The 14,980-nt window shown below is 55.6% G+C and carries 13 protein-coding genes; 4 read left to right on the top strand and 9 right to left on the bottom strand.

All coding sequences use genetic code 11. From position 1 onward, the window contains the following. Positions 1–33: 33 nt before the first annotated feature. Genes CKV68_RS00405 through CKV68_RS00390 form a run of 4 tightly spaced genes read right to left on the bottom strand, consistent with a single transcriptional unit; the run spans position 34 to position 5,628 of the window. On the bottom strand, positions 34–2,148 hold the full coding sequence (locus tag CKV68_RS00405) for an ATP-dependent DNA helicase RecG (protein ID WP_095075388.1): 2,115 nt from the start codon (positions 2,146–2,148) through the stop codon (positions 34–36). Positions 2,149–2,151: 3 nt separating this feature from the next. Next, on the bottom strand, positions 2,152–3,864 hold the full coding sequence (locus CKV68_RS00400) for a DAK2 domain-containing protein (protein WP_095076204.1): 1,713 nt from the start codon (positions 3,862–3,864) through the stop codon (positions 2,152–2,154). 11 nt (positions 3,865–3,875) lie between these two features. Next, a complete protein-coding gene (locus tag CKV68_RS00395; protein WP_095075387.1) occupies positions 3,876–4,595 on the bottom strand; it encodes a uracil-DNA glycosylase in 720 nt (239 codons plus the stop codon). A gap of 52 nt (positions 4,596–4,647) precedes the next feature. After that, positions 4,648–5,628, bottom strand: coding sequence for a thiamine-phosphate kinase (locus CKV68_RS00390; RefSeq protein WP_014525679.1), 981 nt, complete (start codon positions 5,626–5,628; stop codon positions 4,648–4,650). Positions 5,629–5,744: 116 nt separating this feature from the next. Between CKV68_RS00390 and CKV68_RS00385 the strand changes: the two genes are divergently transcribed. Further along, complete coding sequence (locus CKV68_RS00385) at positions 5,745–6,713, top strand: DUF3515 domain-containing protein (RefSeq protein ID WP_095075386.1); 969 nt, start codon at positions 5,745–5,747, stop codon at positions 6,711–6,713. A 72-nt stretch (positions 6,714–6,785) separates the two neighbouring features. Here the strand turns inward: CKV68_RS00385 and CKV68_RS00380 are convergent, their stop codons facing one another. Both CKV68_RS00380 and CKV68_RS00375 read right to left on the bottom strand, forming a co-directional pair. After that, on the bottom strand, positions 6,786–7,868 hold the full coding sequence (locus CKV68_RS00380) for a D-alanine--D-alanine ligase family protein (RefSeq protein WP_029975347.1): 1,083 nt from the start codon (positions 7,866–7,868) through the stop codon (positions 6,786–6,788). 23 nt (positions 7,869–7,891) lie between these two features. Next, positions 7,892–8,887 (bottom strand): NAD(P)H-dependent glycerol-3-phosphate dehydrogenase, encoded by a 996-nt coding sequence (locus CKV68_RS00375; RefSeq protein WP_038620961.1) that lies wholly within the window; start codon positions 8,885–8,887, stop codon positions 7,892–7,894. A 367-nt stretch (positions 8,888–9,254) separates the two neighbouring features. Here CKV68_RS00375 and CKV68_RS00370 point away from each other — a divergent pair, with 367 nt between their 5' ends. Further along, positions 9,255–10,256 carry an NUDIX hydrolase gene (locus tag CKV68_RS00370; protein ID WP_095075385.1) on the top strand — a complete coding sequence of 334 codons (1,002 nt, stop codon included), beginning with the start codon at positions 9,255–9,257 and terminating at the stop codon, positions 10,254–10,256. A gap of 8 nt (positions 10,257–10,264) precedes the next feature. Here CKV68_RS00370 and leuD read toward each other — a convergent pair whose 3' ends face one another. Both leuD and leuC read right to left on the bottom strand, forming a co-directional pair. Then, entirely contained in the window at positions 10,265–10,855 is a 591-nt protein-coding gene (leuD, locus tag CKV68_RS00365) for a 3-isopropylmalate dehydratase small subunit (protein WP_095075384.1), read from the bottom strand. A 6-nt stretch (positions 10,856–10,861) separates the two neighbouring features. Beyond that, entirely contained in the window at positions 10,862–12,310 is a 1,449-nt protein-coding gene (gene leuC, locus CKV68_RS00360; RefSeq protein WP_095075383.1) for a 3-isopropylmalate dehydratase large subunit, read from the bottom strand. 77 nt (positions 12,311–12,387) lie between these two features. Here leuC and CKV68_RS00355 point away from each other — a divergent pair, with 77 nt between their 5' ends. Next, positions 12,388–13,113 (top strand): IclR family transcriptional regulator, encoded by a 726-nt coding sequence (locus tag CKV68_RS00355; RefSeq protein WP_014836292.1) that lies wholly within the window; start codon positions 12,388–12,390, stop codon positions 13,111–13,113. Here CKV68_RS00355 and CKV68_RS00350 read toward each other — a convergent pair. After that, a complete protein-coding gene (locus tag CKV68_RS00350; RefSeq protein WP_095075382.1) occupies positions 13,108–13,683 on the bottom strand; it encodes an HD domain-containing protein in 576 nt (191 codons plus the stop codon). The two genes, CKV68_RS00355 and CKV68_RS00350, sit on opposite strands and share 6 nt — an antisense overlap. Before the next feature lie 95 nt (positions 13,684–13,778). Between CKV68_RS00350 and bioB the strand changes: the two genes are divergently transcribed. Then, the gene (gene bioB, locus CKV68_RS00345; RefSeq protein WP_095075381.1) at positions 13,779–14,783 is read left to right on the top strand and encodes a biotin synthase BioB; all 1,005 of its coding nucleotides are present in this window, start codon (positions 13,779–13,781) and stop codon (positions 14,781–14,783) included. Positions 14,784–14,980: the final 197 nt, after the last annotated feature.

Below are 14,980 nucleotides of genomic sequence, written 5' to 3'. Positions count from 1 at the left end.
GGGTGGGATTGCTCCGGTAGTGCGGTGATCTGTTTATGTTTTATCCAGATAGTCTTGCGAGCGGTCGTCGATGTCGCTCACCATGGATCGGGCTGCTTCTGGGTTGTGTTGGACTATGGTGGCGGCGTCGTGGTTGGCGCGTTGGATCAGTTCTTTGTCTTTGATAAAGCTGATGCGTTTGTGGGAGGCTCCTGATTGTTGGGCGCCTAGGATGTCTCCTTCTTGTCGGTATTCGAGGTCTATTTCTGCGAGGGCAAAGCCGTCTGTGGTGGCGGCGACTTTGTGGATACGTTCGCGTGCAGGGGTATCGGGTTCTGCGGTGGTGTGGAGGAAGCAGATTGATTCTTTGCCACCTCGTCCTACGCGTCCGCGTAATTGGTGGAGTTGGGAGACTCCGAAGTTTTCGGCTTCTCGGATAAGCATGACGGTGGCGTTGGGTACGTCTATGCCGACTTCTATGACGGTCGTGGCTACGAGGATGTCAATCGTTCCTGCGGCGAAGGCTGCCATTATGGTTTCTTTGTCTTCGGGGTGCATGCTTCCGTGGAGCATTTCTACTCGTAGATCGTTGAAGATTCCGTGTTGTAGGGCTGTGGTGGTTTCTTCTACCCCGCCGTGGTTTTTCACCCGAGGGCATACCACGTAGATTTGTTGGCCTCGTTCTACTTCTTCTCTGATGCGTTTCCACATGCGTTCGCCCCATGTGGGGTTGTCGGAGCTGACTACAAAGGTCTTGATTGGCCGGCGTCCACCGGGGAGTTGTCGGAGTGTGGAGACGCTGAGATCACCAAATGCGGTCATGGCGATTGTTCTTGGGATGGGCGTGGCCGTCATGACGAGGAGGTGTGGTGTGAGTTCTGTATTTCCTTTGGCTCTTAAGTAGTCGCGCTGTTCCACTCCGAATCTGTGTTGTTCGTCGACGACGCAGAGACCGAGGTCGTAGAAGTTGACGGTGTCTTGGATAAGGGCGTGGGTTCCGATGATGATGTCGGCATCGCCGGACATGATGTCTAGGAGTGCTTTTTTGCGTTCAGCTGTGGGTAGTGACCCGGTAAGTAGTACGACGGTGAGCTGTATGTCTGCGGCGGCCAGCGTGGCTCGGATGCTGTGTGCGTGTTGGGTTGCAAGGACTTCGGTTGGGGCGAGAAGGGCGCATTGTTTGTGGGCATCGATGACCTGGAGCATCGCGATGAGCGAGACGATGGTTTTTCCGGATCCGACTTCTCCTTGTAGCAGGCGCGACATGGGAGTGTTCTTCCCTAGGTCTTCTGCGATTTCTTGTGCTACCTGTTGTTGGCCTTCTGTGAGTGTAAAAGGCAGGGCTTTGAGTAGCGTGGCGCGGAGTCCGGTGTGGGAGGTGGGCATGGGGAAGGCTTGACGACGTTTCATGTCTGCGCGTCGCAGCGCCATCACTAGAGCGATGCTGAGTGCTTCGTCGTATTTCAGTCTGTTGAGGTAGGGTTCGGCTCTCTCGCAGTCTGTCTCGTGGACACCCCGTAGTGCTTGGTCGAGCGTAGGCATGTCATCGGGTACGAAGTCTCCTAGTGGGTCCACGATAGGAGGGGTTTTACCCAATATCTCGTGTATTGCTCCTAGTATCCGCCACGTGGGCATTGCTTTTTTGGCTGGATATACCGGTATGTATGTGAGCGAGTTGATGATGTGGGTGACGTCGTCAAGCTCTCCTGTAGTGGATAGTGCTTGTAAGCCTCCCGAACCACGGGTTTTGGCGCCGGGATCGGGGAAAAGGAAAAAGTCTGGATGCTGTAGTTGTGGTTTGTCTCGGAAAAATTTGAGTTTTCCGGTGAACATGCCGCGTGCGCCTGTGGTGAGGACTTTGGAGATCCAGTTAGCGCGGAAAAACGTTGCGCTGGTGGTGGCTGTACCGTCGGAGATTGCGATGGTGTAGATGAGGTTTCCGTTGCGGTCTCTTCGCTCGGTGGCGGAGACAATCTCCCCTATGCATGTGATGATGTCGCCTTCTTGTGCATGGCCTGCGCTCAGCCCTGACCCGTGGGCGGCATAGGCTCTGGGTAGGTGCATGAGGAGGTCTTCGGCGCAGCGATATCCAAAGTGCTTGGCAAAGGCCTTGGCTTCTTTTTCAGGCAAGAGTTGTGTGAGTGGTCGCGTGTCGTGCCAGCCCAGCATGGGTTACTCCACTCCGATTTCCACGAGGCTGTCCACGTGGTCAGCTAGGTAGATGGTGAGGTCAAGTTCCGAGTTGGGAGGCAGCATTGCGGCTATCTCGGACTCGTTAAGCCCAAGTGATTCTAACGCTATGATCGTGACGCGTTCTCCGCCGCCATCCAACATTCTGCGCACGGCTTGTTGGGTACACGTGTAAATGTCTTCATCTACTGCAATCGTCTCAGAACCCAGTGTGGCTGCGTAGTCGCCTTTGGCGCAGGCACCAGCAGCGGTGAGGGCGGCTTTTGAGGTGGGGCGGATCTTGGCCGTACGCATACCAGTGATGGCTTCAGTCATGGCATAGGTATCGACGGCGAGTGCTTGGCTGGAATCGTGCATTGATAGTGCTGCTAGCCCACGGACGAGGCTACCTGTGGGCAAGATGGTGATTGATTGTTTAAACGACCGCGCCGAGCGCTCCACCGACGCCATCTCTCCCCTGGTGAGCATGCCGTTGGGAAGCAAAATCACTTCGGTCGCTCCGCTTTCATGCGAACGAGAAATGAGCTCGTTGACTATTGCCACGCCGTCTGTCAACGGGGTGGGTTCCTGGCCAAGGTCCGCTGAACCGACGATGGCAAACTGTTTGCCTTTTCGGACTACCACAAGTGCACCAGCTGCGTTGTAGAGCTGGGCCAGTGTTCCTTCCGGGGCAAGTGCTAGCACGATTCGGGTTGGGTGGTCGGTTTCGCCGAGGGACGGTAGTACCTCAATCCGAAGGTCACTGACCTTTCCCATGGCGTATGCCTGTTCAATGACTCGTCCGACGTCAAAGGTGTGGATATGAATTGTTCCAGCTTTTTCGCCAATGCCCGCGATCACAAGGCTGTCTCCTAATGCGAGGAGTTCGCCTCGTAGTGCGTCTAGGTCAACGTCCTCGATGTAGAACATTACCTCCAGGAAGGCCTCATGCCCGTGCTGGGAAAAGCTATGGGAGTGTGCTCTGTGCGAAAGTTCTGCCGAGTGATGAGAATCGCCCGCGGCCTCTCCTTGAAAGTCTTGACCGCAGTGAGCCGCATTCATGGGGTCTGCGAGCACGGCATCCACAAGAGCATCCAGGAGGATTACGAGTCCTTGGCCTCCGGCGTCGACAACACCTGCTTCTCTTAGCACGGCAAGCTGTGAGGGAGTGTTGTGCAGGGCTACTCGTGCTGCCTCCGCAGCCACTGTGACAACCTCATAGAGATTGTCGGTGTCGCAGGTTCGAGCAGAAAATGCGGCAGCGCGCAGCACAGTGATCACAGTGCCTTCAATGGGGTCGGTAATCGCTGCAGCCACAAAATCGAGTGCATTGAGAAGTGATTTTTGGATGCAGGAGGCGTCAATGACACCCGAGTTTGCTGCCTGCGCGATGCCGCGTAGTACTTGGCTTAAAACGACACCCGAGTTTCCGCGTGCCCCACGTACAGCACCGGAGGCCAACGCTGTGGCAACGTCGGAAGCGCTCAGTTCTTGAGGCTCATCGTGTGAGGTTTCTCCCCCGGCACTGGCGATCAGCTGGTGGACGGCTTCTACTGCAGCATGCATGGTATGCGCCATATTTGAGCCAGTATCTGCGTCTGGTACCGGGAACACATTCAGGCTGTTGATCTCCGCCCGGCGCGCGACGAGCTCATCTGTTGCGCATTCCGCCCAGCGTAGGAGGCTGCGTCCGCTAAGAAACGTGATGTCGGGCATGGTAGAAAAGTTTACAATCGCCAATCGATGCCGGAGACTCCGAGGTCTTGAAGCAAGCTGTTTGTCCTGCTAAAGGGGCGAGAACCAAAGAATCCTCTCGATGCAGATAGCGGTGATGGGTGCGGGGACATAATGCAGGGGGTATTCCCCAGAAATGCTTTGGTTGCTTGTGCGTCTCGTCCCCATAGGATAGCGACTAAGGGGGTGTTGCGTGCGGCGAGGGCTCTGATGGCTACCTCGGTGACTTCTTCCCAGCCGCGTCCGCGGTGGGATCCGGCTTTACCTGGTTGGACGCTAAGTACCCGGTTAAAGAGTGCAACTCCTTGGCTCGACCAAGGGGTCAGATCGCCGTCGTGGGGTGCCGGGATGCCTAGGTCTTGCGATAGTTCTTTGAAGATATTGCTAAGACTCCTAGGTAGTGGGCGCACGCCTGGTTGGGTGGAAAAGGACAATCCCATCGCGTGACCTGGGGTGGGATAGGGGTCTTGTCCGACGATGAGGACTTTGATCTCATCAAAGGGGTAGCTAAACGCGCGCAGTACGTCTGCGCCTGCGGGTAAGTATCCCCTACCTGCTTTTATTTCTTCTCGGAGAAAGTCTCCCATCGCGTGGATCTGCTCTTCTACAGGGGCCAACGGCTCTAGCCACGAGGGGTGGACTGGTAGGGGTTGGTGCTGTCGTTGGGGTGCAGAAGTGTGTGGGGCACCGTTGTTCGATGCAGTGTCGGTCATTCGTGTTCCTCGTATGTATGTGCTGTGCTCTACTGCGGTTGTTCAGTGATGGTTAAAAGCTGACCCAGCCGTCGTCATAAGCGGGTGATTTTCCGCCGACGAGTACTTGTCCATGGTCGTGGCCTACGTGAAAGAGTCGTTTTCCTACGGTTCCGATGGCTCGGAATCCTGTGGGAGGTGCGCCGGCAGTGGTTCCCATGAGTGTGTGGTCTTCGCCGCCTCCGAGGACCCAGTGCCAGGGGTCGGCGTCGAGAAGCTCTGCGGCTTCCAGCATCAATGGTGTTGGGGCGATGGCTTCTGGGTCTAGGTCCATGGATACGCCGGATTTTTTGGCCATGGTTCTTAAGTCCACGATGAGCCCATCCGAGTTATCGGTCAGGGAGCTTACGCCTGCTGAGCGTGCGACAAAGCCGCGGCCTTCTGGAACGATGGTCGCGCAGTGTGCGGTTACCAGTGGTAGGAATTTTTCCGGGATGTCCGTGCGTCCAAAACGCTGAAGGAGCGCATACCCTGCGGCGGATTCGCCGATTCCTCCCGAGGCGATGATTGTGTGTCCTGGTCGCGCGCGGTCGAGGGAAAGCTCTGGAAGTGAACCACCTAGTTGTCCCACGGCAGTTACTGCAATCACGATAGCTTCGCCGTCTGTGATGTCTCCGCCGACGAGTTCTGCGGAATAGTCTTTTACTCGGGAGGAAATGCCCCTGGCGAGTTCAGAAACAAAGTTAAGTCGGGTGTAGGCCGGCGCCGAGATCGCTAGGAGGGCTGCCACGGGGCGCGCTCCCATTGCCTCGATATCGGCAAAGTTTTGGGTGATTGCTTTGCGGCCTATCTCTGCGGGCGTAGACCAATCGAGGCGGAAGTGTCGGTCTTGGACCAACATGTCTGTGGTCACTACTGCCCGGGAATTCGCGGAAGCATGCCCAAGTACTGCGGCATCGTCGCCGTTTCGGGAGCTGGGCGCATGAGCGATGATCACGTTGATTGCGGCGCGCTCTCCTACCTCGGCAAGCGTCGGATTCAGATGTTCTTTCACTAGTGTTCTCCTCCGTCGCGTATGTTATGACCTTATTTTTACAGTGTGCAGCAGTACACGATGCAATCGGCGGTGCGACCCGATCTTGTTCATCGCAGAAACTATGATTATTCCTTATGCAGAATGAAGCTTCTTTCAAACGAGGGCCCATCGCACTCGCGTTGGCATTAGCCATTGTATTGGTCGTGGGGGTGCTTGGAGGGGCGAAGCTGGTTTACGATCGGGTAGCCCACCGTCCGGTAGCAATGACTTCTGCAAATTCCCCTGAGGCTGAAAGCTCCGAATGCGCATCTCTTATTGGTGCGCTTCCGCATAAGGTTCTCGGGCACAAGCGTGCTGAGCTTGCCGATCCCGCGCCTGCTGGTGCGGCGGCATGGCAGTCAGATTCCACTCACCGAGTAACTTTGCGGTGCGGAGTCAACCTTCCGTTGCAGTACACGCAGCTTTCGGAGCTTTCGCTTATCGACGAAACATCGTGGCTAGAAGTCAGGGATACCACGCCGGGATCGACGTTTCGCACGTGGTACGCGGTAGACCGTTTTCCGGTAGTAGCCCTGACGGCTGATGATGCGGGGCTTGGAAAAGCGACATCACCTATCCCAGAGCTGTCCACGGCAGTTGCTTCTTTACGCAAGGAAACGGCACAGCCCAACCCGCTGCCTCTTCAGTCGTTGCAGCAAGATGCGGATCCTCGCACAAACGCTCATTCGGATCGTTGTACCGAGTTGATGTCAGATCTCCCGGAACATTTTGGAGACTCTCCGCAGTATTCTCGTCGTGATGTGCCAGGACTTCCAGCTGGCTCCACAGCGTGGAGCGCACCAGGCTACGAGCCTGTTATGGTGCGTTGCGGCGTTGCCTTCCCATCGGCTTATGAGGCTGGGGCACGTATCCAACAGATAGATTCCGTTGCGTGGTTTGAGGATACGACCTTAGGTAATGGGACCACGGCGTCAACCTGGTATGCACTCGGCCGTGACGTGATTGTGGCAGTTAGCGTGCCGCAGAACTCTGGCAATGCAGCGCTCGTGGAGTTGACCAAAGCCATAGAAAAACACACGGCGGAGTCATCTGTTAAGCGCTAGGCAGTCCCAAAGTAAAAGAGGTCGGCACCAAGTCCTGTGGTGCCAACCTCTTTATTTTTAATGCTTTGGTTTTTATTGAGCCAGCGCCTGGTCGATCAGGTGAGAGAGCAGCTCTGCATACCCTATCCCGGTGGCCTCAAACACCTGCGGATACATGGAAATCGGGGTAAAGCCCGGCATTGTGTTCACCTCATTGAGGACTGGCCCCTGGGCGGTGATAAAAAAGTCCACGCGAGAAAGGCCTCGGCAGTTAAGTGCTTGGAAGGCCTCTAGCGATAGCGATTGGATGAGCTTGGTTGTTGCCTCATCAAAGGGCGCTGGGATGGTGGCTGTGACTACGTTGTCTAGGTATTTGGTATCAAAACCATAGAAGCCTTCTTCGCCTTCATCAACGTCTTCTAGCTGTGCCGGCACTGAAGCGATCAGGGAGCCGTCGGCACGCTCAAGTACGCCGCACTCTACTTCTACGCCTTTAATCTCCGCTTCCACGATCACTTTGGTGTCATGCTCTCGGGCTAGGGTGAGGGCAGCATCGAAGTCGTCCCACTCGGCTACGCGGGAAATTCCGATGGATGATCCGCCTCGTGCGGGCTTAACAAACACAGGGAGACCCAGCATGTGCTTATCGGCATCTGTGAGGGTTTCGTCCCCACGAAGGATCACTTCTTTGCCCACGGGCAGGCCTTCCGCCGCAAGAAGTTTCTTGGTGTACTCCTTGTCCATGCCACAGGCAGAACTCAACACTCCGGTTCCCACATAAGGAATGCCAGAAAGCTCGAACATTCCTTGAATGGTTCCGTCCTCACCAAATCGACCATGCAAGGCCGGGAAAATCACATCGGCATGTGCGTACAGCGTTCCGTCCTCATACCGGAACTCACCGGCAGAACGAGGATTCACGGAAAGCTTTACTTCACGGACAAACTCCACCTCTGGCATAACGCGGTCCACAGTCCGCAGCTTGGTGGCGTCGGTCTCCCCTACGGTCCACACACCATCACGGGTGATTCCTACGGGAAAGACCTCGTATTTTTCTGGGTCTAGGTGAGACATAATCGCCCCGGCAGAAACGCAGGAAACGGAATGCTCTGAGCTTTGGCCGCCATAAACTACGGCAACCCTGACACGGGGATTTTCGGAAGGATTCTGAGTCACAACCACAAACTTTACCTTGTGTGCTACTCGGATTTCTTTGTACGCCCCATCAACGCCGCAACCATGTCATGAACACTTGCACCCATATGGCACACACCGTAGACAGCACGAGTAATAGGCATATCTACTTCATGGATTTCTGCCAGACGGGAGATAGACATCGAAGAGATAACGCCTTCTGCCACTTGCCCGTTAGTGGCGGCTTTTGCGTCCTCCAGCGTCTTTCCTTCTCCTAGTCGCGCGCCAAAAGTACGGTTACGAGACAGCGGTGAGGAACACGTAGCCACCAGGTCACCTAATCCGGCAAGTCCGGCGAAGGTACGCGGATCAGCGCCCATTGCGGTGCCCAACCGGGTAATTTCCGCCAAGCCGCGAGTGATCACGGTGGCCACTGTGTTTTCACCGAGTCCTCTACCAGCGGCCATACCGCACGCTAATGCAATAACGTTTTTGCAGGCTCCACCGATTTCACAACCAATAACGTCTGTATTGGTGTACGGGCGGAAGTACGGGGCAGAGAGTGCAGCTTGAACTTTTTGGGCGTTCGCCTCGTCGGTACAGGCAATCACTGTTGCAGCTGGCTGTTCCTCAGCGATCTCGCGGGCTAGGTTTGGCCCGGAGAGAACGGCAATCTGAGTATCGGGAGTCCCAGCGACTTCAGCGATTACTTGGCTCATCCGCTCGAAAGTATCTTTTTCTATGCCTTTAGCCAGGCTCACAAGGATCGCGGTCTGTGGAATCGCAGCGGCCCACTCGGATAAGTTGTCTCTTAATGTTTGGCTAGGCACGCCCAGCACCACAATGTCAGAATCCTCAAGCGCCTGCGCAGGGTTATCCGTGGCACGCAAGGCTTCCGGAAGAACTATGCCAGAAAGGTATCGGTTGTTGGTGTGCTGCTGGTTGATCTCAGCTGCGACTTCAGAACGTCGTGCCCATAGGCGAACATCACACCCTGCATCTGCAAAGACCTTAGCCAGGGTTGTTCCCCACGATCCGGCTCCCATTACCGCAACTTTCACCGCATACTCCTCTGGTTGCACTATTGGACACTTCAGAGCTGCCGCCACGATGCGTGCGCTCTGTTTTACTTCACTCACGTCAATGTACATGGATATAGCAACTTTGTTGGCTTTAGGCTCTCTGTTGTGCCTCGTCCCTGCCATATGTCCGAGCAATAGTAGGACTCATGAGCACCAGTTATTCCCTGTATCGGCGTAGCCTCGGTGTAGTGTTTGTGCTCATGAGCAGCCCACGCTAACGCTATCCGACGAGCTATGAGCACCCACCCAAAGACGTTGGTCAAGTAGCTAGGCTAGATATATCCATACTTCCGCTACCCCGTCATCATTCGCCACAGACCGCCACAGACTAGAGAAAGCTACAGCGATGCATAAAACCAGTCACACCGAAGCGACTAAGGACCAGCAATCTTCACTTGCTATTACGGGAAGATTCCAAAGCATCGTGGCCGAGCCTGCGCAGGAATATAGACGCTCTACTCTTGCAGCAGGAGCGGTCTTGTGGCGTGGCGACCATACCGATCCTGATTCCATCCAATACGCAGTGATCCACCGACCGCATTATGACGACTGGTCGCTGGCCAAGGGAAAAGTCGATCCAGGTGAATCTTTGCCGGTCACGGCAGCGCGCGAGATTGTCGAGGAAACCGGATTCCGCGTGAGACTGGGAAAGCTACTAGGCAAGGTCACGTACCCCGTCGGCGACCGCACCAAAGTGGTCTACTACTGGACTGCCGAGGTCCTAGACGGAACCTTTACCCCTAATAATGAGGTGGATGAGATCCGCTGGCTCGATTTTCACCAGGCTCGCGAGCTTCTCAGCTACGACGTGGACAAAAACATCATGGATAAAGCCCGCAAGCGCTTTGAGGTTCCAGCGACTACCCGCATCCTGTATGTCCGGCATGCACGAGCTTTCCGACGCAGCAACTGGGCAGGCAACGATAATCTGCGCCCCTTGGACAAAAAGGGACGCAGACAGGCGCAGCTGCTCGCCCCTTTGTTGGAGGCGTTTCGCCCCACCGCCATTTATTCTGCCCTGCCAGACAGGTGTCAGCAGACCGCTGCCCCGTTAGCTAAGGCCCTGGACCTTGAGGTTTCCGTAGACGCAACGCTTGGCGACGAAGGCTGGTTATCCGCCATGACCGATTCCCAAGCAGCGTTCTCTCGGATTATCGATCAAGGCGGTGTGTCCGTGGTCGTCGCACAAGGCATGGTCATCCCTGACACGATCGCCTGGCTATCAGCCTCCGGCAGACTCCCCTTGGAAGAAATACCGGCAAAGAAGGCCAGTGTCTGGGTTCTATCCTTTACCAACGGCGAACTGACAGGAGCCGATTATCTTGCCAGCCCGCTTCCGGCAAAATAGCGCAGCTTCTACTGAGTGACGGGTTTAAACGTTGGTCGGGATTGCTCGTAACGAGCGATCTCTGACTCCTGTCTAAGCGTAAGCCCAATGTCATCGAGGCCTTCGAGTAGACGCCACCGCGTGTAGTCGTCTACGTCGAAGGTGTAAACGGAACCATCGCATTCCACAGTTCGGGTTTCTAGGTTCACCGTTACCTCTAGACCCGGCTGTTGCTCTAGCTGCTTCCACAGAAGCTCAATATCGGACTGTTCCATTTTCGCGGCTAAGAGCCCAGATTTCCCTGCGTTCCCCCGGAAAATATCCGCGAATCGAGAAGACAGCACCACCCGGAATCCATAGTCCATCAGTGCCCATACCGCATGCTCGCGGGAGGAGCCTGTGCCAAAGTCTGGCCCTGCGACAAGCACTGAGCCCCTGGAATAGGAAGGCTGGTTGAGCACAAAGTTGGGGTCATTGGTGCGCCAATTGTTAAAGAGGCCGTCGTCAAAGCCCGTGCGCGTGACCCGTTTTAAGTAGACTGCCGGGATAATCTGGTCGGTGTCCACATTCGAGCGGGTCAGTGGGACTCCAATACCCGTATGGGTTGTGAATTTATCCATAATTGTTCACTCCTCGTCCAAGTCCGCTGGGCTAGCCAATGTCCCTTTAATAGCTGTTGCTGCTGCGACTGCTGGTGATACCAGATGCGTTCTCCCCTTAGGGCCTTGGCGGCCCTCGAAGTTTCGGTTAGAGGTAGAGGCAGAGCGCTCGCCAGGCGCCAGTTGATCTGGGTTCATCCCTAGGCACATAGAGCACCCTGCTGAGCGCCACTCGGCACCGGCAGCGATAAAGATCTTGTCTAGCCCTTCCGCTTCTGCCTGTTGCTTAATCATGGTTGAGGAAGGAACCACGAGCATCCGTACTGAATCTGCGATGGTGCGACCAGCAAGAATTTCTGCGGCTGTGCGCAGATCTTCCATGCGCGCATTGGTGCAGGAACCAAGAAATACTGTGTCGATCGCAATATCTCTTAACGGTGTCCCTGGGGTCAGCCCCATATAATCCAGCGCTTTGTGCGCGGCGGCTTTCTCATTATCGCCAGCAAAGTCTTCAGGCGACGGGACGTTTTCACTGAGCGGAAGCCCCTGACCTGGGTTTGTCCCCCAGGTAATAAAGGGGGTGACTGCCGAGCCGTCGATGTCCACCACGGTGTCAAAAACAGCACCCTCGTCTGTAGGCAGCGTCTTCCAATACTCCACCGCCTGATCCCAGTCCCGTCCTTGCGGGGCAAGCTCTCGGCCTTTGATGTAGTCAAAAGTGGTCTGGTCGGGTGCGATCATGCCTGCACGCGCACCGGCCTCAATGGACATATTGCACATTGTCATGCGTGCTTCCATAGACAGCTTCTCGATGGCCTCACCGCGATATTCAATAACGTGGCCTTGTCCCCCGCCCGTCCCAATCTTGGCGATGATCGCCAAGATGAGGTCCTTGGCAGAAACCCCAGGCTGCAATTCCCCAGAGACGTTGATCGCCATGGTTTTAAAAGGTTTGAGGGAAAGCGTTTGGGTGGCCATCACGTGCTCCACCTCTGAGGTGCCAATGCCAAAGGCCATAGCACCAAAAGCGCCGTGCGTGGAGGTGTGGGAATCGCCGCAGACGATAGTCATTCCGGGTTGAGTCGCCCCCAGCTGGGGTCCCACCTGGTGGACGATACCTTGTTGCGCGTCCCCCATGGCATGAAGACGAACACCAAATTCCGCACAGTTCTTACGCAGTGTTTCCACCTGTCTGCGAGAAACCAGGTCATTGATTTCTAGCAATGATCCTGCCGCAATACCTTCCGTGGGAACGTTGTGGTCCTCGGTGGCAAGGTGTAGCTCAGGGTGCCGCATTGTGCGCCCAGCCATGCGTAGGCCGTCAAAGGCTTGGGGTGAGGTGACCTCGTGTAGGAGTTGCAGGTCAATGAAGATAAGATCAGGTTGGTCGCCCTCGCCGCGCGAGATGACATGGTCACGCCACACTTTTTCTGCAAGGGTTAGCTTCTCTTCTTTCGATGCCACGGGGCTGGTCATGGATCGAATCACCTCTTTACATAATCAATTCCATACTTAAGGATGAATCCCATAAAATGGAATGCTAGTATCGTGTCATGGGAAAGATTAACATAGATCCAGCCGCCACAAGCGGTATTAAGGTCCTCGACCGCGCAGTAACCATAATGCTGACCGTCGCAGAGCACCCCCTCTCTCTGACAGAGCTGTGCGAGGCCACCGATCTCCCCCGCGCCACCGCCCACCGTTTAGCCACAGCACTGGAAACGCACAATATCCTCACGCGCACTTCCGACGGAAAATGGACAATCGGCGCGGTGCTCACCTCCCTTGGGGCAGGAAGCTCCACCAAGCTTATCGACGTCGCCACCCCCATCATGGCGCACCTCATGAACGTCACAGGCGAATCGGTACAGCTCTACCAACTCGCCGGAGCAACCCGCGTGTGCATTGCTGCGCAAGAGCCCGCTATCGGCCTCCAAAACACCGTCCCAGTAGGAACACGACTCCCCCTGACCGCGGGTTCCGCAGCAAAAGTCTTCCTAGCGTATTCCTCCCCCACGCTACGTGAGGCCATGCTAGACGCGGGAGCGCAATTTACCGCAGAAGACCTTGAAGAAGCCCGCAGCAATGGCTGGGCCGAGTCGATCAGCGAGCGCGAAGTTGGCCTGGCCAGTATCTCCGCCCCCGTCTTTGATAGCGAGGGCCTGTTTATCGCGGCACTATCAATTTCCGGCCCCACCGAACGGCTACGCCCCGCACCATCAACACTCTGGGCGCGCGACCTTACCCTCGCGGCCCAACGACTATCAGAATCTCTATAAAGCTCCGAGCTTTTCCACCATCATCCCCATCTGCCGCAGCACAGGATTATCTTCCCCTAAGCGGTCAGCAAGCACGCCATACACACTTGCATACCACCATTGTTGACGTTCTTTCCCTGCGTTAAAGCGCTCCCACAGAGCATCCCCTAGAGCATCATAATCTTGCAGTATGGAGGCGAGGTTATGGGACTTATCCGCAGCGCATACGCATAGAGCTGCTTCGGAAGCTGAGCGAAGATGCTGCAGGTAGGCGTCGCTACGCTCCTGCCAGGAAGACAGCGACTCGTCCTTGGTCACCTCCCCCACGATTTCCAAGACTCGTGGGCCAAAAGTTTCCTCGATCTGCTCTGCTGAGAACTCGTCCGGCGCATCTTCGAGGACATCGTGAAGCAAGCAAGCTATAAGGATGTCCTCATCGTCCGTCATGGCGCTGGCGATATTCATCACCGCGAAAACGTGAGAAACGTACGGGATAGCAGTTCCTTTGCGGTACTGATTCCTGTGGGCCACCGCAGCGATGTTTATCGCATTGAGGAGGCGCGGGGAAAGGGCTAATTGTGCGTGTGTCATGCTTCCATCCTAACGGTAGCAAGGGCACCCAAAGCGCTCTATGCCACAGTCAATTTGCCCTACCGAACACAGCCAACAGTGGTTAAATCACATTCATGACCACCACATTGAACGATGTTCAAAACTTAAAAGAACGCGTACTCGCAGGTGAAATCATCGACCGCGACACCGCCCTCGCGCTTCTCGACACACCCCTCGATGAGCTTGCCCAAGCCGCCGATGACATCCGTCAACACTTCTGCGGCAACGGCTTTGACATGTGTTCCATCATCAACGCCAAAAGCGGACGATGCCCAGAAAATTGCACCTTCTGCGCCCAAAGCATCCGCTTTCCCAACATTGAAATAGACAAATACCCGCTCATCACCGTCGACGAGCTGCTTGCACAAGCCAAAGAGAACAAAGAAAAGGGCGTACTCCGCTTCTCCATCGTCACATCAGGGCGGAAATTACGACGCGACGAAGTAGAGCACATCTGCGAAGGCGTGCGCCGAATCCGCGCAGAAATAGGCATCGAAGTCTGCATTTCCGCAGGCCTTCTCACCGAAGAACAATTCACCTTGCTGCATAACGCAGGGGTAAGCCGCGTTCACTGCAACCTAGAAACATCACGCAACAACTTCCCCAACATCTGCACATCCCACACCTTTGAAAACAAAATAGAGACGCTAGAAGCCGCCAAGCGCGCCGGGATGAGTCTCTGCTCCGGTGGCATTTTAGGCTTAGGCGAGACCTTTGAAGACCGCATCGATATGGTCATCTCCGCCCGGGAACTCGGCGTAAAGTCCATACCGGTCAACGTCCTGGTAGCCATCGAAGGAACCCCGCTCCAAGGGATGGTTCCCGTGGCTCCAGAAGAAGTACGCCGCGCAGTAGCCATCTTCCGGTTCCTCTGCCCTGACGCCGCAATCCGACTCGCCGGCGGGCGCGAATTACTTGGCGACCACGGCGAAGCCTGCTTTACCTCCGGCGCTAACTCGGCCATCAGCGGTGACATGCTCACCACCACTGGCTCTACCATTGCCAGCGACTTGGCGCTGGTCAAGGAGCTGGGGTTTGATGTGGTGCTGGATCATGACGATCGTACTGTGAACGGATAGCGCCCTCACTTTGTCGTTTTTGAGAACGCTAGCAGCTACAAGCGTTGCAAAACCCCAAGAAGCAAAATCTAGCGTTCTCAAAAACGACAATTTCTTCCTACCGGCCCCTCAATATCACGCGGTTTGAGCAAGAAAACCGATGCCCTTTGATAAGGAGCACCGGCTTTCTCTGATTCTTAGGCCTATCAGGGGGTGTG

The sequence above is a fragment of the Corynebacterium ulcerans genome, from assembly GCF_900187135.1.
Lineage (GTDB): Bacteria > Actinomycetota > Actinomycetes > Mycobacteriales > Mycobacteriaceae > Corynebacterium > Corynebacterium ulcerans.
Note: the sequence above shows the minus strand (reverse complement) of the source record. Positions and strands in the feature narration are given on the sequence as shown.